Origin of the sequence: Saccharothrix sp. 6-C (assembly GCF_016695385.1) — a bacterium.
Lineage (GTDB): Bacteria > Actinomycetota > Actinomycetes > Mycobacteriales > Pseudonocardiaceae > Actinosynnema > Actinosynnema texasense.
On the sequence record NZ_CP064192.1, the window covers coordinates 7,842,881 to 7,863,815 of the forward strand.

The following is a 20,935-nucleotide window of genomic DNA, read 5'->3' on the forward strand; positions in this document are numbered from 1 at the left end:
AAGTGCGCGTCCGTCAGGACTCGTCCTTCTTGTCCTCGGCCTTCGGGGCCTCAGCGGCCTCGTCCGAAGCGCCCTCGGCGGGCTCCTCGGCGGCGTCCTTGGTGGCCGACTCGGGCGCGTCCGCGTCCTGGTCGGCGTCCTCGACCTTGGTCTCCTCGGTCGTGGCCGCCGCCGTGTCCTTCTTGGGGGTGGCCTCGTCCTTGGCGAACTTGGTCTTGCGGGCGCGCTCCGCCTCGGAGGCGACGGTGGACTCCGCGATCAGCTCGATCACGGCCATGGGGGCGTTGTCGCCCTTGCGCGGCAGCGTCTTGGTGATGCGGGTGTAGCCACCGGGGCGGTCGGCGAACTGCGGGCCGATCTCGGCGAACAGCTTGTGCACGATGTCCTTGTCGCGGATCACCTTCAGGATCTCGCGACGGTTGTGCAGGTCACCGACCTTCGCCTTGCTGATCAGCTTCTCGGCGTACGGGCGCAGCCGCTTCGCCTTGGCCTCGGTGGTCGTGATCCGACCGTGGGTGAACAGGGACGTGGCCAGGTTGGCCAGCATCAGCCGCTCGTGGGCCGGCGAGCCCCCGAGACGGGGTCCCTTGGTGGGGGTGGGCATCGAATTGCTCCTCGGATTTCTTTCTGATCCTCTGCTCCGGCCCGGCCGCTAAGCGACCTCAGAGCTGCTCGGTCTCCGCGTAGTCCTGGCCGTCGTCGTGGGTGTCCACGGCGGTGTCCGTGCCCCAGCCTTCGGCGGGGTAGTCGGACGCGGCGGCCGACGGGTCGAACCCGGGGGGGCTGTCCTTCAGCGCGAGGCCGAGACCGACGAGCTTCATCTTGACCTCGTCGATCGACTTCGCGCCGAAGTTGCGGATGTCCAGCAGGTCCGCCTCGCTGCGCGAGACGAGCTCGCCCACGGTGTGGATGCCCTCGCGCTTGAGGCAGTTGTAGGACCGGACGGTGAGGTCCAGGTCCTCGATCGGCATCGCGAACGCCGCGATGGTGTCCGCCTCGGCGGGCGAGGGGCCGATCTCGATGCCCTCGGCGTCGACGTTCAGCTCGCGAGCGAGACCGAACAGCTCGACCAGCGTCTTACCGGCCGACGCGACGGCGTCGCGCGGCGTGATGGACGGCTTGGTCTCGACGTCGAGGATCAGCTTGTCGAAGTCGGTCCGCTGCTCGACACGGGTGGCCTCGACCTTGTAGGTCACCTTCATGACGGGCGAGTAGATCGAGTCGACCGGAATGCGGCCGATCTCGGCGCCGGCCTGCTTGTTCTGCACGGCGGGGACGTAGCCGCGACCGCGCTCGACCACGAGCTCGATCTCCAGCTTGCCCTTGCCGTTCAGGGTGGCGATGTGCAGGTCGGGGTTGTGCACGGTGACACCGGCCGGAGGCACGATGTCGCCCGCGGTCACCGCGCCCGGCCCCTGCTTGCGCAGGTACATGGTCACCGGCTCGTCCTCCTCGGAGCTGACGACCAGCTCCTTGAGGTTGAGGATGATGTCGGTGACGTCTTCCTTCACACCGGGGACGGTCGTGAACTCGTGCAGCACACCGTCGATGCGGATGCTGGTCACGGCCGCGCCGGGGATGGACGACAGCAGGGTGCGGCGAATCGAGTTGCCGAGGGTGTAGCCGAAGCCCGGCTCCAGCGGCTCGATGACGAACCGGGAGCGGGTCTCGTTGACCGCTTCCTCGCTGAGCGAGGGACGCTGGGAAATCAGCACTGGGTTCTTCCCTTCTCACCCCGACGCCCGCTATTTGACGTCGTGGAAGCCGGTCGCGGAGACCGGCAAACGCATGCGGCACACCATTTCGCGCCGCCGCGGGACCCGACTGGAGGGGCCGCGGACGGCCCCTCCAGGAGGATCACTTCGAGTAGAGCTCGACGATGAGCTGCTCGGTGACGGGCGTGTCGATCTGCGCCCGCTCCGGCAGCTGGTGGACCAGGATGCGCAGGTTGCTCTGCACGACCTGGAGCCACGCCGGGATCGGCCGGTCGCCGAAGGAAGCGCGCGCGGCCTCGAAGGGCAGCGTGGGCAGCGACTTCGGCTTCACGTCGATGATGTCGAACTTCGACACCCGGAAGCTCGGGATGTTGACCTTCTGGCCGTTCACGATGAAGTGACCGTGGCTGACCAGCTGGCGGGCCTGACGACGGGTGCGCGCGAGACCCGCGCGGTACACCACGTTGTCGAGCCGGGACTCCAGGATCTGCAGCAGGTTCTCACCGGTCTTGCCGGGACGACGAACCGCTTCCTCGTAGTAGCGCCGGAACTGCTTCTCCAGGACGCCGTACGTGTAGCGGGCCTTCTGCTTCTCCTGCAACTGCAGCAGGTACTCGGACTCCTTGATCCGACCGCGGCCGTGCTGGCCGGGCGGGTAAGGACGACGCTCGAACGCCTGGTCCCCGCCGACGAGGTCGACCTTGAGACGGCGCGAGATGCGAGTGGCCGGTCCGGTATAGCGAGCCATAGTGTCTTACTCCTCCCCGTGCCTCAGACCCGGCGCCGCTTGGGCGGGCGGCAGCCGTTGTGGGGCTGCGGGGTCACGTCCTGGATGGTGCCGACCTCGAGGCCGGCGGCCTGCAGCGAACGGATCGCGGTCTCCCGGCCGGAGCCGGGGCCCTTCACGAACACGTCCACCTTGCGCATACCGTGCTCGGCGGCCTTGCGGGCGGCGTTCTCGGCGGCCATCTGCGCGGCGAACGGCGTGGACTTGCGAGAGCCCTTGAAGCCGACGTGGCCGGCGGACGCCCAGCTGATCACGTTGCCCAGCGGGTCCGTGATGGACACGATGGTGTTGTTGAACGTGCTCTTGATGTGCGCCTGGCCGTGCGAGACGTTCTTCTTTTCCTTGCGCCGGACCTTCTTGACCCCGGCGCCCGTGCGGGACTTGGGTGGCATGTCTGGGTGAACTCCTACTTGTCAGAGCTGGAGACGCGAGGTCTTACTTCTTTCCGGCCTTCTTCTTGCCGGCGACGGTCTTCTTCGGACCCTTACGAGTGCGCGCGTTCGTCTTGGTGCGCTGCCCGCGGACGGGCAGGTTGCGACGGTGGCGCAGCCCCTCGTAGCAGCCGATTTCCATCTTCCGGCGGATGTCGGCCTGAACCTCGCGGCGGAGGTCACCCTCGACCTTGAAGTGGTTCTCGATGTAGTCCCGCAGCTTCGTCAGGTCGTCGTCGCCGAGATCCTTCACCCGGATGTCCGGGGAGATCTCGGTGGCGGTCAGCAGCTCCTTCGAGCGCGTCCGACCGATGCCGAAGATGTAGGTGAGCGCGATCTCCAACCGCTTTTCGCGGGGGAGGTCGACGCCAGCGAGTCGTGCCATACGGCGCTTGCTCCTAACAGTGGTGTCGCTCCAGGTCTGCTCCTCGCCCGATCCCGGGACTGACTCGCTGTGTCAGTTCCGGTCGCTCTCGCGACCGGTGTCCCGGCCCCGGCCTGGAGTCCGGGGGTGTGCCGCGCGCGGTGCTCGGTGCGCGGCAGGTGCGAGGAGGCTTACTCGTGGTCGCGTCCGGTGAAGACTCGACTCGTGCTGGTCGTGCTCCGCTCAGCCCTGGCGCTGCTTGTGGCGCAGGTTCTCGCAGATCACCATGACCCGGCCGTGGCGGCGGATCACCTTGCACTTGTCGCAGATCTTCTTGACGCTCGGCTGGACCTTCACGCCTGAGCTTCTCCTGCGTCAGCCGACGTGCCCGTGCTGGGGCGCGTCGGAGGTCACTTGTAGCGGTAGACGATGCGCCCGCGGGACAGGTCGTAGGGCGAGAGCTCCACGACAACCCGGTCCTCAGGGAGGATGCGGATGTAGTGCTGACGCATCTTGCCGCTGATGTGTGCCAGGACCTTGTGACCGTTCTCCAGCTCGACGCGGAACATCGCGTTGGGGAGCGGTTCGACTACGCGGCCCTCGACCTCAATGGCCCCGTCCTTCTTGCCCATGTCCTCCGCGTTTCGTGACGGTGGGTGTTACTTCTGAAGTGGGGGCACGCGGCACCCCGACTCCTCCAGGCCCTTGCGAACCCTGGCCACCTCCGGGGAGAAATCCCCGGGCATGGCGGAACCGGCGCGACGTGTGCGCCACCGTTCCATAGTACGCGGGTCAGCTCGAACGCCCAAATCGAGCCTGGTGACCGACCAACAGGAGCAGCCCCCACGGTCCCGCGACCCAGATCCACCAGGGGTAGACGGCCTCGCCCAGGGAGAGGCTGATGATGCCCCAGATGAGGAAGTTGACGAAGCTCGCGGCGAACCAGGCGCCTGCGACCACCTTAGCCGTCGTGCTCCAGCGGCGTCGCTCCGGTGGTGGTGGTGGTGGTGCGTGGTGCGCGCGGGTCGGGGGCTGGTAGGAGGTGTGAGGTTGATAGGACGTGCGGGCTTGGTACGACGTGCGGGGGCCGTAGGGGGCGTCACGGGGCAGGTCCGCGGTCAGCGCGCCGAGTTCGGCGTACGTGCCCGCTTCGTAGACGGCGCGGGTGCGCTCGTCGAGCTCGGCCAGGGTCAGCCTGCCCTCGGCGTGGGCGCGGGACAGCACCTCGACGGTCGCGGCACGGTCGTTGTCCACCGCGCGGGTGAAGGACTCGAAGGACTCGGACTGCTCGTGGGGCTCGTGGGGCACGTTCACGTCGCCACCTCCCTGCCAGTCATGCTACTCACCCGTAACAGCGTTACCGTTGCGGGTGAGTGCTCCACCAGAGGACCCCGAGGACGGCTCCCGGCGGTACCGCGACCCAGAGGAACCACGGGTGCACGAAGCCGTCGCCGCCGAGCAGGCTGACGAGCAGCCAGAGGGCGAGGTTCAGGGCGCTGACGCTCAGCCAGATCGTGCTGAGCACCTTCAACGCCTTGCGCCCTCCGCTCGTTTTCACCGGTTCGGGTGTGGGCAGCACGACCGAGGTGATCGGGGTCGGCAGCTGGGCGGACGTGTGGAACACGTTCGGCAGGTCGACGGTGAGGGCAGCCAGGTCACCTCGGGTCTTGGACTCCCAGGTGCGCACCACCCGGGCGTCGAACTCGGCGAGGTCGAGGCTGCCGTCGGCGTGGGCGCGGTGCAGCCACTGCTGGACCAGTTCGCGCTCGGCGTCGGAGGCCCGCATGTCCTCGGGCCGCACAGGCTGGGTCACCGGTCAATGGTGACGGGGAGGGGTGGGGTTCGGACATGGTGCTAGCCCCCGTTCGGGAGGTTCAAAGCTATAAAAGCTTGAAAAACATGTCCTCGCCGGACGGGCAGATCAGCAGGATGACCGGGGCTGGGTGGTTGTGTGCCGGGTCCGTCGTTGGTCCGGGGTACGTGCCATCCCACCGACCTCCACAAGGGCTACCACACGTATCAAGGGGGGCCGCCCCCAGTGAATGCCGTGGCCATCGGTGAACCCGGCCCCCCTTGACACGCGTGGCAGGGCTGCGCCAGGTCGGCGGGATGACACGAACCCCTCCTCTAGGGAGAAGGGCCCGCCAGTGGACCGACAGCGACCGGCCCGCGGCGACGGACCCGGATCATCCCCCGTCGGCCGGGTGCCTGACCCGCTGTCAGTGCCAGGGCGGTTTGCTTAATCGAGGGGTTCGTGTCATCCCGCCGACCTGGCTTTGCCCTACCGCGCGTGTCAAGGGGGCGTTGTCCAGCACTGGCTACGGCTCTCACTGGGGGCGCCCCCTTGATACGTGTGGTAGCCCGGAGGGAGGTCGGTGGGATGACACGCACCCCGGACCACAACGGACCCGCAACACAACCACCCAAACCCCCCGTCATCCTGCTGATCTGCCCGTCCGGCGAGGACATGCTTTTCAAGCTCTTCAGCCCTCCCCAACCCTCGACCTCAACCCCACCCACGCCAAACGCCGGTGAGCCCGAGTACGGGCCCACCGGCGCAGGGAGTCGAGAAGATCAGTCAGCGACCGAGCTGACGACCAGGAGGACCAAGAGGACCAGGTCAGTCGTCGTCGAGAGCGGTCAGCACCCAGGGCCCGTCATCGGTGATGGCCACCGAGTGCTCCCAGTGCGCGGCGCGCGAACCGTCGGCGGTGATGACGGTCCAGCCGTCGTCCAGCTCGACGGTCCGCTCGGTCCCCAGCGTGAGCATCGGCTCGATGGCGATGGCCATGCCGGGCTTGAGGCGCGGCCCCTTGCCGGGCTTGCCGTGGTTCGGCAGGAACGGGTCCATGTGCATCTTCGTGCCGATGCCGTGGCCGCCGTAGCCCTCCACGATGCCGTACTCGAAGCCGTGCTCCTCGCCGGCGAGGATGGTGGCCGACTCGATCGCGAACGAGACGTCGCTGAGCCGCGCGCCGGCCACGGCCGCCTCGATGCCGGCCAGCATGGACGCCCGGGTGGCCTCGGACAGCTTCAGCTCCGCGTCGGTCACCACGCCCACGGGCAGGGTGATCGCCGAGTCGCCGTGCCACCCGTCGAGGATGGCGCCGCAGTCGATCGAGATCAGGTCACCCTCGGCCAGCACCTGGGTGCGGCTGGGGATGCCGTGGACCACCTGCTCGTTCACCGACGCGCAGATCGACGCGGGGAACCCGTGGTAGCCCTTGAACGACGGGATGGCGCCCGCGTCGCGGATGTTCTGCTCGGCCAGCTCGTCCAGCTCGGCGGTGCTGACGCCGGCCTTCGCGTGCGAGGCGAGCAGCGCCAGGGTGCGCGCCACGACCAGCCCGGCAGCCCTCATGGCTTCGAGCTGGTCGCGGCTCTTGATCTCGATCATGCGGTCCCGACCGGGGACGACCCGACGCAGCGCATCGACAAGTCCACCGCTCACTTCAGGTCGCGCAAGGCGCGCAGAGCGCGCTCGCTGATCTCGTCGACCTCGCCGACGGCGTCGATGCTCACGACGATGTCGGCGTAGTAGTCGAGCAGCGGCGCGGTCTCCGTCCGGTACACCTGCTGGCGGTGCCGGATCACGTCTTCCTTGTCGTCCGTGCGACCCCGGGCGAGCAGGCGCTCGACCACGACGTCCTCGTCGATCCGGAACTCCAGCACCGCGTCGAGCCTCTGGCCCTCGGCCGCCAGCATCTCGCCCAGCACACCCGCCTGGGCCGTGTTGCGCGGGAAGCCGTCGAGCAGGAACCCGTTGGCGGCGTCCGGCTGCGAGAGCCGGACGCGCACCATCTCGTTGGTCACCTCGTCCGGCACCAACTCGCCCGAGTCCAGGTACTCCTGGACTTCCTTGCCCAGATCGGTCTGCTCGCTGATGTGGGCGCGGAACAGGTCCCCGGTGGAGATGTGCGGCACGCCGAGCTCACGGCTGAGCGTTTTGGCCTGGGTGCCCTTGCCCGCACCGGGCGGGCCGACGAGAACGAGTCGCACTAGCGGAGGAACCCTTCGTAGTTGCGCTGCATGAGCTGGCTCTCGATCTGCTTCACGGTGTCGAGGCCGACACCGACCATGATCAGCACCGCCGTGCCGCCGAACGGGAAGTTCTGGTTCTGGCCCTGACCGGTGAGGTCGAGGAACAGGTTCGGCAGGATGGCGACGATGCCCAGGTAGAGCGAGCCCGGCAGCGTGATCCGCCCCAACACGAAGCGGAGGTACTCGGCGGTGGGACGGCCCGGCCGGATGCCCGGGATGAACCCACCGAACTTCTTCATCTCGTCCGCGCGCTCGTCCGGGTTGAACGTGATGCCGACGTAGAAGTACGTGAAGAAGACGATCAGGAGGAAGTAGAGCGCGATGTGCACCGGGCTGGACTGGCTCACCAGGTGCGTCGCGACGAAGCTCTCCCACCAGTTCGGCGCCCCGCCGTCGGTGGACGCGGTCAGGCGCGAGATCAGGTCGGGCAGGTACAGCAGCGACGAGGCGAAGATGACCGGGATGACACCGGCCTGGTTCACCTTGAGCGGCAGGTAGGTCGACGTGCCGCCGTACATCCGGCGGCCGATCATCCGCTTCGCGTACTGGACCGGGATGCGGCGCTGCGCCTGCTCCACGTAGATGACGCTGGCGATGATCAGCAGTGCCGCGACGCAGACCAGGAAGAACGTCAGGCCACCGCGGTCGAGGATGATCTTGCCCTCGATCGGGATGCGCGCCGCGATGCCGGTGAAGATCAGCAGCGACATGCCGTTGCCGATCCCCTTCTCGGTGATGATCTCACCGAGCCACATGATCACGCTGGTGCCCGCGGTCATCACGACCACCAGGACGGCCAGGTTGAAGATGCTGTCGTCGGGGATGACGGGCACGTCGCAGTTCTGGAACAGCTGCCCGCGCACGGCCAGGGCGATGATGCCCGTGGACTGCAGGACCGCCAGCGCGATGGTCAGGTAGCGGGTGTACTGGGTCAGCTTGCCCTGACCCGCCTGCCCTTCCTTCTTCAGCTGCTCGAACCGCGGAATCACCACGGTGAGCAGCTGGACGATGATGCTCGCCGTGATGTACGGCATGATGCCGAGTGCGAAGATCGACAAGTTCAGCAGCGCGCCACCGCTGAACAGGTTGATCAGGGAGTAGATCCCCTGCTGGTCGACCGACTCGACACACTGTTTGACGTTCTTGAAGGAGACGCCCGGCGCGGGCATGGTGGCGCCCAACCGGTACACCACGACGATCCCCAGTGTGAAAAGGATCTTCTTGCGTAGGTCCGGCGTCGCGAGAGCCGAGCGGAATGCGCCGAGCACGCGAACCTCCATCAGCGTTGCCGCCCCACTGGGGTCGGCATCCTGCGGTGCCGGCTGTGTTGCCGGCACAGTCTTGCGGACATGCCGTCGACCATCGCCGACGGTGGCGGAAGCGACGGATAGCCGCGACCACCCGGAGGGCATCCGGGTTCAGCCCGCGACTTTAACAGCCGCTTGGCCGATCGCCGTAGTCAGTCTTCCCTCACACTTCGTACCCGATCGACTACCGCTGCCGGCAAGCCCCCGAATGGATCAAGTTCGACTGGTCGCCAGCAGACCGGCCATGCCGAGCAGGACCGCCGCCGTGCCCTTGTCCAGCCGGGCCTTGGCGCGCCGGGTCAGCCCGGCCTTGCGGATGCCCGCGCCCAGCGCCACGTACGCCGTGCCCGCCAGCGCCTCCGCGGCCAGGTAGACCGCGCCGAGGGTGGCGAGCTGCACCGGGATGGGCCCGCGCGCCGGGTCGACGAACTGCGGCACGAACGCGGTGAAGATCAGCAGGGCCTTCGGGTTGGTGATCGCCACCAGGAACTCCTTGCGCAGCGGAGTGCCCTTCCTGGCTGGGGTTTCGGCGCTCTCCCGGCTCGTCAGGATGCGCACGGCCAGGTAGACGAGGTACGCCACGCCGGCCCACTTGATCACGGTGAGCGCGGTGTGGCTGGCGGCCAGGACGGGCCCCAGCCCGGCGACCACCGCGCCGACCATCAGGGAGAAGGCCGCAAGACGGCCCAGGAGCGCCACCACGGCCCGCAACGGGCCGTGGTGGACCCCGTGGTGCATGCCCAGGAGGTTGTTGGCGCCGGGGGTCAGTGCGACCAGGACCGAGGCGCCGAAGAAGACCGCGAGCCACATGGGTGCACGCTAACCCGGCCGACAACCGGGTTTACGCCCTGCGCGAACACCGTCTCATCAGCCCGGGAGCACGTCTCCCGCCCCGCGGGACACCCCGCGCGAACGCCGGCAACCGTCAAAAACCCGGGCACGCGAACGGCCCCGGAGCGGGGGGCTCCGGGGCCGTTCGGCAGTGCGTCGTGCGTCAGAGCACGGTGGTGGTGCCACCGGCGGCGGCGATCTTCTCGACCGCGCTGCCGGAGAACTTGTTCGCCACGACGTCGAGCTTGACGCCGTCCAGGTCACCGTTGCCGAGGACCTTCACGAGCTCGTTCTTGCGCACCAGGCCCGCGTTGATGAGGGCGTCCACGTCCACCCGGCCACCGTTCGGGAACAGGCGGGCGAGGTCGCCCACGTTCACGACCTGGTACTCCGTGCGGAACGGGTTGCGGAAGCCCTTCAGCTTGGGCAGGCGCATGTGCAGCGGCATCTGGCCACCCTCGAAGCGCGGGGAAACGTTCTTCCGCGCTCCGGTGCCCTTCGTGCCGCGGCCCGCCGTCTTGCCCTTGGAGCCCTCACCGCGACCGACACGGGTCTTCGCGGTCTTGGCGCCGGGGGCCGGACGCAGGTCATGGATCTTGATGGTCACGACTGGACCTCCTCGACGACCACCAGGTGGCGCACGGTGTGGATCAAACCGCGCACCTGCGGCGTGTCCTCGCGGACCACCGACTGGCGGATCTTGCGCAGACCGAGGGTCCGGAGGGACTCGCGGTGGTTGCGCTTGGTACCGATGCTGCTCTTGACCTGCGTCACCTTGAGCTCAGCCATGGTCACACCGCCCCTGCACGGGCACGGAGCATGCCGGCGGGAGCCACATCCTCGAGCGGCAGACCGCGGCGGGCGGCCACCTCCTCGGGACGCTGGAGGCCCTTCAGGGCCGCCACCGTGGCGTGCACGATGTTGATGGCGTTGTCCGAGCCCAGCGACTTGCTCAGCACGTCGTGGACGCCGGCGCACTCGAGCACCGCGCGGACCGCGCCACCGGCGATGACACCGGTACCGGCCGAGGCCGGGCGCAGCAGCACCACGCCGGCCGCCTTCTCGCCCTGGATCGGGTGAGGGATCGTGCCCGCGATGCGGGGGACGCGGAAGAAGTTCTTCTTCGCCTCCTCGACACCCTTGGCGATGGCCGCCGGCACTTCCTTGGCCTTGCCGTAGCCGACACCGACCATGCCGTCGCCGTCGCCGACCACGACCAGCGCGGTGAAGCTGAAGCGACGACCACCCTTCACGACCTTGGAGACGCGGTTGATCGCAACCACGCGCTCCAGGTGCGGGGTCTTCTCCTGGGCCGCTCCGCCGCGGCCACCGTCACGACGGTCGCGGCGCTCTCCGCGCTCGCCCCCGCCGCCTTCGCGACGCGTGCGTCCTGGCATCAGGCGTCCCTCTCAATTCGGTTCATTTGCCCAAAGTTAAGGCTCATTGTCAGAACTCCAGCCCAGCCTCGCGAGCGGCATCGGCCAGAGCGGCGATCCGACCGTGGTAGGCGTTGCCGCCGCGGTCGAAGACCACCTTGCTGATCCCGGCGTCCTTGGCACGGGCGGCGGCCAGCTGGCCGACCTTCGCCGCACGGGCCTTCTTGTCGCCGTCGATCGACCGGACGTCCGCCTCGACGGAGGACGCCGCCGCCAGGGTGCGGCCGGCCAGGTCGTCGATGATCTGCACGGTGATGTGCTTCGACGACCGGTGCACGACCAGGCGCGGGCGCTCCGCCGTGCCGCTGACCTTCTTGCGGAGACGGAAGTGACGGCGCGTCTTGGCGATGCGGCGAGTGGTCGAGATGTCCTTGCCCACCGGCTTCCGCCCCGAAGAAACGGACTTCGTTGCAGTCTCGCTCATGTCACTTACCCGTCTTTCCGACCTTGCGGCGGATCTTCTCACCCGAGTAGCGCACGCCCTTGCCCTTGTACGGGTCGGGCTTGCGCAGCTTGCGGATGTTGGCGGCGACCTCGCCGACGAGCTGCTTGTCGATACCGGCCACGGAGAAGCGGGTCGGGGTCTCCACCGCGAAGGTGATGCCCTCGGGGGCCTCGACCTTCACCGGGTGGCTGTAGCCCAGCGCGAACTCCAGGTCGGAACCCTTCAGCGCCACGCGGTAACCGACGCCGTGGATTTCCATCTTCTTCTCGTAGCCCTGCGTGACGCCGACGACCATGTTCTGCACCAAGGTGCGCGACAGGCCGTGCAGCGAGCGGCTGCGACGCTCGTCGTTCGGGCGCTTCACCTCGAGGGTGCCGTCTTCGGCCTTCTCGATGATGATCGGCTCAGCGATGTTGAGCGACAAGGTGCCCTTGGGCCCCTTCACGCTCACAGCCTGGCCGTCGATGTTCACGTCGACCCCGGAGGGGACGGTGATCGGCAGTTTTCCGATGCGCGACATTGCCTAGTCCCCCTTCCTCACCAGACGTAGGCGAGGACTTCTCCGCCCACGCCCGACTTGTTGGCCTGGCGGTCGGTCATCAGACCGCCAGAGGTCGAAATGATCGCGACGCCCAGACCGCCCAGCACCTTCGGCAGGTTGGTCGACTTCGCGTACACGCGCAGGCCCGGCTTCGACACGCGGCGGAGGCCGGCGATGCTGCGCTCCCGGTTCGGGCCGTACTTCAGCTCGATCACCAGGTTCTTGGCCACGTCGCCCTGCTCATCGCGGTAGCTCGCGATGTAACCCTCGCGCTTGAGGATCTCGGCGATGTTGGCCTTCAACTTCGAGTGCGGCATCACGACCTTGTCGTGGTAAGCCGAGTTCGCGTTCCGCAGACGCGTCAACATGTCTGCGATCGGGTCGGTCATCGTCATGGTGACCTGGTCAACCTTTCTCGCTGCGGTTCCCCAGCCAGGGTCCGAGCCGGCCTTGCGGCCGGCTGGTCGTGGACGGGCCTACAGCGAAGTGATGAGACTGGAAAAACCTGCCGCCGAGCCGGACTTACCAGCTGGACTTGTTCACACCGGGCAGCTCGCCCCGGTGCGCCATCTCGCGGAGGCAGATCCGGCACAGGCCGAACTTGCGGAACACCGAGTGCGGGCGACCGCAACGCTGGCAGCGGGTGTAACCCCGCACCTTGAACTTCGGCTTGGCCGCGGCCTTGTTGATCAGCGCCTTCTTGGCCATGATCAGTTCTCCTTGAACGGGAAGCCCAGGAGCTTCAGCAGCGCCCGGCCCTCTTCGTCGTTGGTCGCGGTCGTCACCACGGTGATGTCCATACCGCGGGGGCGGTCGATGGCGTCCGGGTCGATCTCGTGGAACATCGACTGCTCGTTGAGACCGAACGTGTAGTTCCCGTTGCCGTCGAACTGCTTGCCCGACAGACCGCGGAAGTCGCGGATACGCGGCAGCGCGATCGTCAGCAGGCGGTCCAGGAACTCCCACATGCGGTCGCCGCGCAGCGTGACGCGCGCGCCGATCGGCATGCCCTCGCGCAGCTTGAACTGCGCGATGGACTTGCGGGCCCGACGGACCTCGGGACGCTGACCGGTGATGATCGAGAGGTCCTTGACGGCGCCCTCGATCAGCTTGCCGTCACGGGCGGCGTCGCCGACACCCATGTTGACGACGACCTTCACCACGCCCGGGATCTGCATGACGTTCGCGTACTCGAACTGCTCGCGCAGCGAGGCGACGATCTCCTCGCGGTAGCGGACCTTGAGCCGCGGCAGGGTCTTCTCAACGGTGGTCATCAGATGTCCTTCCCGTTACGACGGGAAATGCGGACCCGCTTGCCCTCGTCGTTCGTCCGGTAGCCCACACGGGTCGGCTTGCCGTCCGCGTCGACCACCATCACGTTGGACACGTGGATGGAGGCCTCTTGCGTCACGATGCCGCCCGACTGCGCGCCGCGCTCGGTCTGCGAGATCCGGGTGTGCTTCTTGATGCGGTTGACGCCCTCGACCAAGACGCGGTTCTCAGCGGGGTAGGCCATGATGACCTTGCCGCGAGCACCCTTGTCCTTGCCGGCGATAACGACGACCGTGTCGCCCTTCTTCACCTTCATGGTCAGAGCACCTCCGGCGCCAACGAGATGATCTTCATGAACTTCTTGTCGCGCAGCTCACGACCGACCGGGCCGAAGATGCGGGTGCCCCGCGGCTCGTTGTCGTTCTTGATGAGCACCGCGGCGTTCTCGTCGAACCGGATGTAGGAGCCGTCGGGACGACGCTTCTCCTTCACGGTCCGGACGATGACCGCCTTGACGACGTCGCCCTTCTTGACGCCGGCACCCGGGATGGCCTGCTTCACCGTCGCGACGATGATGTCCCCGATGCCCGCGTAGCGGCGGCCCGAGCCACCGAGAACACGGATGCAGAGGATTTCCTTCGCACCGGTGTTGTCGGCGACGCGCAGCCGCGACTCCTGTTGGATCACTTACCTGCTCCTTGACCATTCCTGGCCCGCCAGATTTCCGACCTGACGGGCTCGGTCGTACGACTGGCTACTTGGCCTTCTCGAGGACCTGCACGAGGCGCCAGCGCTTGGTGGCGGACAGCGGCCGCGTCTCCATCAGCAGCACGCGGTCACCCACGCCGGCGGTGTTCTCCTCGTCGTGCGCCTTCACCTTGGTGGTGGAGCGCATGACCTTGGAGTACCGGCGGTGCTTCTTGCGGTCCTCGACCGCCACCACGATCGTCTTGTCCATCTTGTCGGACACGACGTAGCCCTCGCGGACCTTGCGGTCGTTGCGAACCTCGGTGGTCACTTCGTTGTTCTCGCTCATGCCGCACCCTCACCAGTGGAAACCGCGTCGGGAGAGGCCGACAGGCCCAGCTCCCGTTCCCGCATCACGGTGTAGATCCGGGCGATCTCGTGCCGGACCGTGCGCAGGCGGCGGTTGTTGTCGAGCTGCCCGGTGGCCATCTGGAAGCGGAGGTTGAACAGCTCCTCCTTCGCCTCCCTCAGGCGCAGCACGAGCTCTTCCTCGGTGAGCTCACGCAGCTCGGAAGCGGTGGTACCCGCTGCCATCAGAACTCACCACCCTCACGCGTAACGATGCGGCACTTCATCGGGAGCTTGTGGATCGCGCGGCGCAGTGCCTCGCGGGCCACAGCCTCGTTCGGGAAGCTCATCTCGAAGAGCACCCGACCCGGCTTGATGTTGGCCACCCACCACTCCGGCGAACCCTTGCCGGAACCCATGCGGGTCTCGGCGGGCTTCTTGGTCAGCGGGCGGTCCGGGAAGATGTTGATCCAGACCTTGCCACCACGGCGGATGTGCCGGGTGATCGCGATACGAGCCGACTCGATCTGCCGGTTGGTCACGTAGGCGGGCTCCAGAGCCTGGATGCCGAACTCGCCGAAGGTGACCCTCGTGCCGCCCTTGGCAGCACCGGACCGTCCGGGGTGGTGCTGCTTGCGGTGCTTAACCCTGCGCGGGATGAGCACGACTCAGCCCTCCGTCTTCTCATCGGTCGGCGCGGCGGCCTGGTCGCCCGCAGCGGCCCGGCCGGCCTCGGTGCTCGTCGCGGTGGTGCCGCTGGCGCCGGAACGACGCGCCCGGTTCGGGCGGTCGGCGCGGTCGCGGCGCGGGGCGCGGTCGGCCGCCGGAGCGGCGTCACGCTCACGCTTGGCGCTGATGCCACCGACGATGTCGCCCTTGTAGATCCACACCTTCACGCCGATCCGGCCGAACGTGGTGCGGGCCTCGAAGAAGCCGTAGTCGATGTCGGCGCGCAGCGTGTGCAGCGGGACCCGGCCATCGCGGTAGTGCTCGGAGCGGGACATCTCGGCGCCGCCGAGACGGCCGCCGCACTGCACGCGGATGCCCTTCACCTGGGGCGAGCGCATGGCCGACTGGATGGCCTTGCGCATCGCGCGGCGGAACGCCACGCGGTTGGACAGCTGCTCGGCCACACCCTGTGCGACGAGCTGCGCGTCCGACTCCGGGCTCTTCACCTCGAGGATGTTGAGCTGCACCTGCTTCTTGGTGAGCTTCTCCAGCTCACCGCGGATGCGGTCGGCCTCGGCGCCGCGGCGGCCGATGACGATGCCCGGCCGGGCGGTGTGGATGTCGACGCGGACCCGGTCCCGGGTGCGCTCGATCTCCACCTTCGAGATGCCGGCCCGCTCCATGCCCTTGGAGAGCAGCTTGCGGATCTTGACATCCTCGGCCACGTACTCCGCGTACTGCTTGTCGGCGTACCAGCGGGACTTCCAGTCCGTGGTGATACCAAGTCGGAAGCCGTGCGGGTTGATTTTCTGGCCCACTACCGAGCCCCCTTCCTGTCAGCGCCGGCCTTCGCGCTGGTCTTCTTCGGACGGCTCTCCACCTCGACGGTGATGTGGCTCGTCCGCTTGCGGATCCGGTAGGCGCGGCCCTGGGCGCGCGGGCGGAACCGCTTGAGGGTCGGGCCCTCGTCCACGTAGACCTTCGACACCCACAGGGTGTCGGGGTCGAGGGACAGGTTGTTCTCGGCGTTGGCCACGGCGCTCTGCAGCACCTTGCGGACCGGCTCAGATGCCGCCTGCGGCGCGAACTGGAGCACGGCCAGGGCCTCGCTGGCGCTACGACCCCTGATGAGCTCGACGACGCGACGCACCTTCATGGGCGTGTCACGGACGTAGCGAGCCCGAGCCACGGCGCGCGGGAACTCCGGCGCTTCGGCTTCGTTACGGGCGTTCATCGCTGCTTCCCCTTGCTCTTCCTCTAGTTCGTCGCCTAGCGACGGCGCGACTTCCGGTCGTCCTTGATGTGGCCCTTGAACGTGCGGGTCGGGGCGAACTCGCCGAGCTTGTGCCCGACCATCGCCTCCGAGACGAACACCGGCACGTGCTTGCGGCCGTCGTGCACCGCGATCGTGTGGCCCAACATGTCGGGGATGATCGTCGACCGGCGGGACCAGGTCTTGATGACGGTCTTCTTGCCCGACTCGTTGAGGACGTCCACCTTCTTGAGCAGGTGGTCGTCCACGAAGGGGCCCTTCTTAAGGCTGCGAGGCATCCTTCACTCCCTCCCTGCTCAGCGCTTCTTACCGGTGCGACGACGCCGGACGATGAGCTTGTCGCTTGGCTTGTTGCGGCGGCGCGTGCGGCCCTCGGGCTTACCGGCCGGGTTCACCGGGTGGCGACCACCGGAGGTCTTGCCCTCACCACCACCGTGCGGGTGGTCGACCGGGTTCATGGCGACACCGCGGACGGTGGGCTTCTTGCCCTTCCACCGCATGCGGCCGGCCTTGCCCCAGTTGATGTTCTGGTGCTCGGCGTTGCCGACCTCGCCGACCGTGGCGCGGCACCGGACGTCCACGTTGCGGATTTCGCCCGAGGGCATCCGCAGCTGGGCGTAGGGGCCGTCCTTGGCGACGAGCTGAACGCTGGCGCCGGCGGACCGGGCGATCTTCGCGCCGCCGCCGGGGCGGAGCTCGATCGCGTGGATCACCGTGCCGACCGGGATGTTGCGCAGCGGCAGGTTGTTGCCCGGCTTGATGTCAGCCTTCGGGCCGTTCTCCACCATGTCGCCCTGCTGCAACTTCGACGGGGCGATGATGTAGCGCTTCTCGCCGTCGAGGTAGTGCAGCAGCGCGATGCGCGCGGTGCGGTTGGGGTCGTACTCGATGTGAGCGACCTTGGCCGGCACGCCGTCCTTGTCGGTGCGGCGGAAGTCGATGAGGCGGTACGCCCGCTTGTGGCCGCCGCCCTTGTGCCGCGTCGTGATCTTGCCCGACGCGTTGCGGCCACCACGGCCGTGCAGCGGGCGGACCAGCGACTTCTCCGGCGTCGTCCGAGTGATCTCGGCGAAGTCGGAGACGCTCGCACCGCGACGACCGGGGGTCGTCGGCTTGTACTTGCGAATGCCCATCTCTACGCAGTCCTCGTCGTCATCAGGCGGCCGGGCCGCCGAAGATCTCGATCGGCTTGCTCTCGGCGGACAGCGTCACGATGGCGCGCTTGGTGTCCTTGCGCTTGCCAAAACCGGTCCGGGTCCGCTTGCGCTTGCCCTGGCGGTTGAGCGTGTTGACGCTGACGACCTTGACGCCGAAGACCTTCTCCACGGCAATCTTGATCTGGGTCTTGTTCGAGCCGGGAGCCACCACGAAGGTGTACTTGTTCTCCTCGAGCAGCCCGTAGGACTTCTCGGAGATGACCGGCGCGAGCAGGATGTCCCGGTGGTCGGGGATCACTTCGCGGCCTCCTCGTCGACCTCGGACGACTCGGCGGTGGCCTCGGCGGAGCCCTGCCCGTGCTGGGCCTTGCTCGCCAGGAACACGTCGAGCGCGTCCTTGGTGAACACCACGTCGTCGTTGACCAGCACGTCGTAGGTGTTGAGCTGGTCCGGCGCGATGATGTGCACGTGCGGCAGGTTGCGCAGGCTGACCCACGAAACCTCGTCGGTGCGCAGCAGCACGGCCAGCACGCGACGGGCCTCGGTCACCGACTCCAGCACGTTGCGGGCCGACTTGGTCGACGGCGTGTCGCCCTCGACGAAGCTCGTCACCACGTGCACCTGCTCGGCGCGCGCCCGGTCGGAGAGGGCGCCACGCAGGGCAGCGGCCTTCATCTTCTTGGGGGTGCGCTGGCTGTAGTCACGCGGCTGGGGGCCGTGGACGACGCCACCACCGGCGAACTGCGGGGCGCGGGTCGAGCCCTGACGGGCGCGGCCGGTGCCCTTCTGCCGGTACGGCTTCTTGCCACCGCCGCGGACGTCGCCGCGGGTCTTGGTCGAGTGCGTGCCCTGGCGGGCCGCGGCCAGCTGGGCCACGACGACCTGGTGCAGCAGGGCCACGTTCGCCTGCGCGTCGAAGATCGCGGCGGGCAGCTCGACGGAGCCGTCGGCCTTGCCCTCCGGGGTGCGGATCTCAACGGAAGTCATGATCAGGCACCACCCTTCGCAGCGGTCTTGATGAACACGGTGCCGCCCTTGGGACCGGGCACGGCGCCCTTGATGAGCAGGAGGCCGGATTCGGCGTCCACGCGGTGCACCTTGAGGTTCTGGGTGGTCACCCGCACGTGGCCCATCCGGCCCGCCATCCGCAGGCCCTTGAACACGCGGCCGGGCGTGGCGCAGCCGCCGATGGAACCCGGCGAGCGGTGCTTGCGCTGCGTGCCGTGGCTCGCGCCGAGGCCCTTGAACCCGTGGCGCTTCATGACACCCGCGGTGCCCTTGCCCTTGCTGGTGCCGACCACGTCGACCACCACGCCGGCCTCGAAGACCTCGGCGGTGATTTCCTGGCCGACCGTGTACTCGGACGCATCCGTGGTGCGCAGCTCCGCCAGGTGGCGGCGGGGCGTGACGCCCGCCTTGGCGTAGTGGCCCGCGACGGGCTTGTTGACCTTGCGCGGGTCGATCGCGCCGAAGGCCAGCTGCACGGCCGAGTAGCCGTCGATTTCCTGGGTCCGAACCTGGGTGACCACGTTCGGCTCGGCCTTGACGACGGTCACCGGAACGATCCGGTTGTTCTCGTCGAAGACCTGAGTCATGCCGAGCTTGGTGCCCAGGAGGCCCTTAACCTGCCTGTCAGACATGGGTCTCGTTACTCTCCGCCCCAAATGGGATCAACACTGCCGCGTCCAACGCTTACTGGATGTTGACGTCGACGCTCGCCGGCAGGTCGATGCGCATGAGCGCGTCCACCGTCTTCGGCGTCGGGTCGAGGATGTCGATCAGACGCTTGTGCGTGCGCATCTCGAAGTGCTCGCGCGAGTCCTTGTACTTGTGCGGCGAGCGGATGACGCAGTAAACGTTCTTCTCAGTGGGCAGCGGCACAGGCCCGACGACCCGAGCGCCGGTGCGCGTCACGGTCTCGACGATCTTGCGCGCGGACGCGTCGATCGCCTCGTGGTCGTAGGCCTTGAGCCGGATGCGGATCTTCTGTCCCGCCATGATGGCTTGCCGTTCCTCTGCTTCTAGTACCGCTGCGGTGCGGGCACCTTGCACGAGGTCACGGGACCTCCGGCGCGCTCCGCCCCCTATTCAGGATTGACACCGAGCGGTGTCACGGTGCCCGGTCCACGCGGTCGGGCGTGTCGCGCCCCAACGCACAGACCGGTCCCACTGATGAAACCTGTGGGATTGTCTTGCTCGATCAAACCCCACTCGTGACGGGGCGGCCGAGTCCAGAACTCGAACCGGCCGCCCCGACGAGCAACCCGTCAATGGTCGCACACGAGGGTGCGCAGACCAAATCGGGGGGTGAGAACTAGAGCCAGGTCACTTGATGATCTTGGTGACCGAGCCCGCGCCGACGGTGCGGCCACCCTCGCGGATGGCGAACCGCAGGCCCTCGTCCATGGCGATCGGCTGGATCAGCTTCACGGCCATCGACGTGGTGTCGCCCGGCATGACCATCTCGGTGCCCTCGGGGAGGGTCACGACGCCGGTCACGTCGGTGGTGCGGAAGTAGAACTGCGGGCGGTAGTTGTTGAAGAACGGCGTGTGCCGGCCACCCTCGTCCTTCGACAGGATGTAGACCTGCGCGTCGAACTCGGTGTGCGGGGTGGTGGTGCCCGGCTTCACGATGACCATGCCGCGCTCCACCTCCTCGCGCTTGATGCCGCGCAGCAGCAGCGCCGCGTTGTCGCCCGCGCGACCCTCGTCGAGGAACTTCTTGAACATCTCGATCGAGGTGACCGTCGTCTTCTTCGAGGTCTCCTTGATGCCGACGATCTCGACCTCTTCGTTGACCTTGATGATGCCGCGCTCGATGCGGCCGGTCACCACGGTGCCACGACCGGTGATGGTGAACACGTCCTCGACCGGCATCAGGAACGGCCGGTCGACCTCGCGCTCGGGCTCCGGGATGTTCTCGTCCACGGCGTCCATCAGGCCGATGAGCTTCTCGCCCCACTCGGCGTCGCCCTCCAGCGCCTTCAGCGCGGAGACGCGGACGACCGGCAGGTCGTCACCGGGGAACTCGTACTCGGAGAGCAGCTCGCGGACCTCGAGCTCGACGAGCTCCAGGATCTCCTCGTCGTCCACCATGTCGGCCTTGTTCAGGGCCACCACGATGTAGGGCACACCGACCTGGCGGGCCAGGAGCACGTGCTCCTTGGTCTGCGGCATCGGGCCGTCGGTCGCCGCGACCACCAGGATGGCGCCGTCCATCTGCGCCGCACCGGTGATCATGTTCTTGATGTAGTCGGCGTGACCGGGGCAGTCGACGTGCGCGTAGTGGCGCTTGTCGGTCTGGTACTCGATGTGCGCGATCGAGATGGTGATGCCGCGCTGCTTCTCCTCCGGCGCCTTGTCGATCTGGTCGAACGGCGTGAAGGGGTTCAGGTCCGGGTACTTGTCGTGCAGGACCTTCGAAATCGCAGCGGTCAGCGTCGTCTTACCGTGGTCGATGTGACCAATGGTGCCGATGTTGACGTGCGGCTTCGTCCGCTCGAACTTCGCCTTCGCCACTGGAATGTCCTCCTGGACTTCTATTGCTTAGCCCGGCGGGCGGATCGCTGCCCGCCGGGCGTCACGTCAGGGTCGGTTGTGCGGACCCCGGGGCATCCCCCCGGAGAGCCCG

At 67.7% G+C, this 20,935-nt stretch carries 35 protein-coding genes; all 35 read right to left on the reverse strand.

Going from position 1 to position 20,935, the window contains the following annotated elements; all coding sequences use genetic code 11:
* Nucleotides 1–13: 13 nt before the first annotated feature.
* Entirely contained in the window at nucleotides 14–604 is a 591-nt protein-coding gene (gene rplQ, locus IOD16_RS33720) for a 50S ribosomal protein L17 (RefSeq protein ID WP_201437699.1), read from the reverse strand.
* Between the two features lie 58 nt (nucleotides 605–662).
* A complete protein-coding gene (locus IOD16_RS33725) occupies nucleotides 663–1,715 on the reverse strand; it encodes a DNA-directed RNA polymerase subunit alpha (protein WP_123745287.1) in 1,053 nt (350 codons plus the stop codon).
* 142 nt (nucleotides 1,716–1,857) lie between these two features.
* Nucleotides 1,858–2,463, reverse strand: a complete 606-nt coding sequence (rpsD, locus tag IOD16_RS33730; RefSeq protein ID WP_053718426.1) for a 30S ribosomal protein S4 — start codon at nucleotides 2,461–2,463, stop codon at nucleotides 1,858–1,860.
* A 23-nt stretch (nucleotides 2,464–2,486) separates the two neighbouring features.
* Nucleotides 2,487–2,894, reverse strand: a complete 408-nt coding sequence (gene rpsK / locus IOD16_RS33735) for a 30S ribosomal protein S11 (protein WP_015105236.1) — start codon at nucleotides 2,892–2,894, stop codon at nucleotides 2,487–2,489.
* Between the two features lie 43 nt (nucleotides 2,895–2,937).
* Complete coding sequence (gene rpsM, locus IOD16_RS33740) at nucleotides 2,938–3,318, reverse strand: 30S ribosomal protein S13 (protein ID WP_123745286.1); 381 nt, start codon at nucleotides 3,316–3,318, stop codon at nucleotides 2,938–2,940.
* A gap of 222 nt (nucleotides 3,319–3,540) precedes the next feature.
* Nucleotides 3,541–3,654 (reverse strand): 50S ribosomal protein L36, encoded by a 114-nt coding sequence (gene rpmJ, locus IOD16_RS33745; protein ID WP_010148647.1) that lies wholly within the window; start codon nucleotides 3,652–3,654, stop codon nucleotides 3,541–3,543.
* 53 nt (nucleotides 3,655–3,707) lie between these two features.
* Nucleotides 3,708–3,929, reverse strand: coding sequence for a translation initiation factor IF-1 (infA, locus tag IOD16_RS33750; protein ID WP_005166804.1), 222 nt, complete (start codon nucleotides 3,927–3,929; stop codon nucleotides 3,708–3,710).
* A gap of 160 nt (nucleotides 3,930–4,089) precedes the next feature.
* Entirely contained in the window at nucleotides 4,090–4,611 is a 522-nt protein-coding gene (locus IOD16_RS33755) for a DUF1707 SHOCT-like domain-containing protein (RefSeq protein WP_236594542.1), read from the reverse strand.
* 43 nt (nucleotides 4,612–4,654) lie between these two features.
* Entirely contained in the window at nucleotides 4,655–5,110 is a 456-nt protein-coding gene (locus IOD16_RS33760; protein WP_201437700.1) for a DUF1707 SHOCT-like domain-containing protein, read from the reverse strand.
* 807 nt (nucleotides 5,111–5,917) lie between these two features.
* The gene (gene map, locus IOD16_RS33765) at nucleotides 5,918–6,694 is read right to left on the reverse strand and encodes a type I methionyl aminopeptidase (protein WP_201437701.1); all 777 of its coding nucleotides are present in this window, start codon (nucleotides 6,692–6,694) and stop codon (nucleotides 5,918–5,920) included.
* A 50-nt stretch (nucleotides 6,695–6,744) separates the two neighbouring features.
* On the reverse strand, nucleotides 6,745–7,296 hold the full coding sequence (locus IOD16_RS33770; protein WP_201437702.1) for an adenylate kinase: 552 nt from the start codon (nucleotides 7,294–7,296) through the stop codon (nucleotides 6,745–6,747).
* The gene (gene secY / locus IOD16_RS33775) at nucleotides 7,296–8,606 is read right to left on the reverse strand and encodes a preprotein translocase subunit SecY (protein WP_123748288.1); all 1,311 of its coding nucleotides are present in this window, start codon (nucleotides 8,604–8,606) and stop codon (nucleotides 7,296–7,298) included. The genes IOD16_RS33770 and secY overlap by 1 nt, the downstream gene beginning before the upstream one ends.
* Before the next feature lie 252 nt (nucleotides 8,607–8,858).
* Nucleotides 8,859–9,455: a LysE family translocator gene (locus IOD16_RS33780; protein WP_123745282.1), complete on the reverse strand. Its 597-nt coding sequence runs from the start codon at nucleotides 9,453–9,455 to the stop codon at nucleotides 8,859–8,861.
* A 184-nt stretch (nucleotides 9,456–9,639) separates the two neighbouring features.
* A complete protein-coding gene (gene rplO, locus IOD16_RS33785; RefSeq protein ID WP_123745281.1) occupies nucleotides 9,640–10,083 on the reverse strand; it encodes a 50S ribosomal protein L15 in 444 nt (147 codons plus the stop codon).
* Nucleotides 10,080–10,265 carry a 50S ribosomal protein L30 gene (rpmD, locus tag IOD16_RS33790; RefSeq protein WP_053715223.1) on the reverse strand — a complete coding sequence of 62 codons (186 nt, stop codon included), beginning with the start codon at nucleotides 10,263–10,265 and terminating at the stop codon, nucleotides 10,080–10,082. Before rpmD ends, rplO begins: the two co-directional genes overlap by 4 nt.
* Nucleotides 10,266–10,267: 2 nt before the next feature.
* Nucleotides 10,268–10,873: a 30S ribosomal protein S5 gene (gene rpsE, locus IOD16_RS33795; RefSeq protein WP_037329520.1), complete on the reverse strand. Its 606-nt coding sequence runs from the start codon at nucleotides 10,871–10,873 to the stop codon at nucleotides 10,268–10,270.
* 49 nt (nucleotides 10,874–10,922) lie between these two features.
* Nucleotides 10,923–11,336 carry a 50S ribosomal protein L18 gene (gene rplR, locus IOD16_RS33800; RefSeq protein WP_236594543.1) on the reverse strand — a complete coding sequence of 138 codons (414 nt, stop codon included), beginning with the start codon at nucleotides 11,334–11,336 and terminating at the stop codon, nucleotides 10,923–10,925.
* 1 nt (nucleotide 11,337) lies between these two features.
* A complete protein-coding gene (rplF, locus tag IOD16_RS33805) occupies nucleotides 11,338–11,877 on the reverse strand; it encodes a 50S ribosomal protein L6 (protein WP_123745279.1) in 540 nt (179 codons plus the stop codon).
* Nucleotides 11,878–11,894: 17 nt separating this feature from the next.
* On the reverse strand, nucleotides 11,895–12,293 hold the full coding sequence (gene rpsH / locus IOD16_RS33810) for a 30S ribosomal protein S8 (protein ID WP_033428586.1): 399 nt from the start codon (nucleotides 12,291–12,293) through the stop codon (nucleotides 11,895–11,897).
* 127 nt (nucleotides 12,294–12,420) lie between these two features.
* Nucleotides 12,421–12,606, reverse strand: a complete 186-nt coding sequence (locus IOD16_RS33815; RefSeq protein WP_033436724.1) for a type Z 30S ribosomal protein S14 — start codon at nucleotides 12,604–12,606, stop codon at nucleotides 12,421–12,423.
* Between the two features lie 2 nt (nucleotides 12,607–12,608).
* On the reverse strand, nucleotides 12,609–13,172 hold the full coding sequence (gene rplE / locus IOD16_RS33820) for a 50S ribosomal protein L5 (RefSeq protein WP_123745278.1): 564 nt from the start codon (nucleotides 13,170–13,172) through the stop codon (nucleotides 12,609–12,611).
* Nucleotides 13,172–13,486, reverse strand: a complete 315-nt coding sequence (gene rplX / locus IOD16_RS33825; protein ID WP_123745277.1) for a 50S ribosomal protein L24 — start codon at nucleotides 13,484–13,486, stop codon at nucleotides 13,172–13,174. The genes rplE and rplX overlap by 1 nt, the downstream gene beginning before the upstream one ends.
* Before the next feature lie 2 nt (nucleotides 13,487–13,488).
* Nucleotides 13,489–13,857 carry a 50S ribosomal protein L14 gene (gene rplN / locus IOD16_RS33830; RefSeq protein ID WP_033436721.1) on the reverse strand — a complete coding sequence of 123 codons (369 nt, stop codon included), beginning with the start codon at nucleotides 13,855–13,857 and terminating at the stop codon, nucleotides 13,489–13,491.
* A 67-nt stretch (nucleotides 13,858–13,924) separates the two neighbouring features.
* Nucleotides 13,925–14,206, reverse strand: coding sequence for a 30S ribosomal protein S17 (gene rpsQ / locus IOD16_RS33835; RefSeq protein ID WP_123745276.1), 282 nt, complete (start codon nucleotides 14,204–14,206; stop codon nucleotides 13,925–13,927).
* Nucleotides 14,203–14,451 (reverse strand): 50S ribosomal protein L29, encoded by a 249-nt coding sequence (gene rpmC, locus IOD16_RS33840; RefSeq protein ID WP_033428581.1) that lies wholly within the window; start codon nucleotides 14,449–14,451, stop codon nucleotides 14,203–14,205. The genes rpsQ and rpmC overlap by 4 nt, the downstream gene beginning before the upstream one ends.
* A complete protein-coding gene (rplP, locus tag IOD16_RS33845) occupies nucleotides 14,451–14,870 on the reverse strand; it encodes a 50S ribosomal protein L16 (protein WP_123745275.1) in 420 nt (139 codons plus the stop codon). The genes rpmC and rplP overlap by 1 nt, the downstream gene beginning before the upstream one ends.
* A 3-nt stretch (nucleotides 14,871–14,873) precedes the next feature.
* Nucleotides 14,874–15,692 carry a 30S ribosomal protein S3 gene (rpsC, locus tag IOD16_RS33850; RefSeq protein ID WP_123745274.1) on the reverse strand — a complete coding sequence of 273 codons (819 nt, stop codon included), beginning with the start codon at nucleotides 15,690–15,692 and terminating at the stop codon, nucleotides 14,874–14,876.
* Complete coding sequence (gene rplV, locus IOD16_RS33855; protein ID WP_053715232.1) at nucleotides 15,692–16,108, reverse strand: 50S ribosomal protein L22; 417 nt, start codon at nucleotides 16,106–16,108, stop codon at nucleotides 15,692–15,694. The genes rpsC and rplV overlap by 1 nt, the downstream gene beginning before the upstream one ends.
* A 35-nt stretch (nucleotides 16,109–16,143) precedes the next feature.
* Nucleotides 16,144–16,425: a 30S ribosomal protein S19 gene (rpsS, locus tag IOD16_RS33860; RefSeq protein ID WP_033436717.1), complete on the reverse strand. Its 282-nt coding sequence runs from the start codon at nucleotides 16,423–16,425 to the stop codon at nucleotides 16,144–16,146.
* A gap of 18 nt (nucleotides 16,426–16,443) precedes the next feature.
* A complete protein-coding gene (rplB, locus tag IOD16_RS33865) occupies nucleotides 16,444–17,280 on the reverse strand; it encodes a 50S ribosomal protein L2 (protein WP_073885917.1) in 837 nt (278 codons plus the stop codon).
* Nucleotides 17,281–17,302: 22 nt separating this feature from the next.
* The gene (gene rplW / locus IOD16_RS33870; RefSeq protein ID WP_123745273.1) at nucleotides 17,303–17,602 is read right to left on the reverse strand and encodes a 50S ribosomal protein L23; all 300 of its coding nucleotides are present in this window, start codon (nucleotides 17,600–17,602) and stop codon (nucleotides 17,303–17,305) included.
* Nucleotides 17,599–18,291: a 50S ribosomal protein L4 gene (rplD, locus tag IOD16_RS33875; protein WP_201437703.1), complete on the reverse strand. Its 693-nt coding sequence runs from the start codon at nucleotides 18,289–18,291 to the stop codon at nucleotides 17,599–17,601. Before rplD ends, rplW begins: the two co-directional genes overlap by 4 nt.
* 2 nt (nucleotides 18,292–18,293) lie before the next feature.
* Nucleotides 18,294–18,944 carry a 50S ribosomal protein L3 gene (gene rplC / locus IOD16_RS33880; RefSeq protein ID WP_123745271.1) on the reverse strand — a complete coding sequence of 217 codons (651 nt, stop codon included), beginning with the start codon at nucleotides 18,942–18,944 and terminating at the stop codon, nucleotides 18,294–18,296.
* Nucleotides 18,945–18,996: 52 nt separating this feature from the next.
* On the reverse strand, nucleotides 18,997–19,302 hold the full coding sequence (gene rpsJ, locus IOD16_RS33885) for a 30S ribosomal protein S10 (RefSeq protein WP_003938093.1): 306 nt from the start codon (nucleotides 19,300–19,302) through the stop codon (nucleotides 18,997–18,999).
* 327 nt (nucleotides 19,303–19,629) lie between these two features.
* Nucleotides 19,630–20,823 carry an elongation factor Tu gene (tuf, locus tag IOD16_RS33890; protein WP_123745270.1) on the reverse strand — a complete coding sequence of 398 codons (1,194 nt, stop codon included), beginning with the start codon at nucleotides 20,821–20,823 and terminating at the stop codon, nucleotides 19,630–19,632.
* Nucleotides 20,824–20,935: the final 112 nt, after the last annotated feature.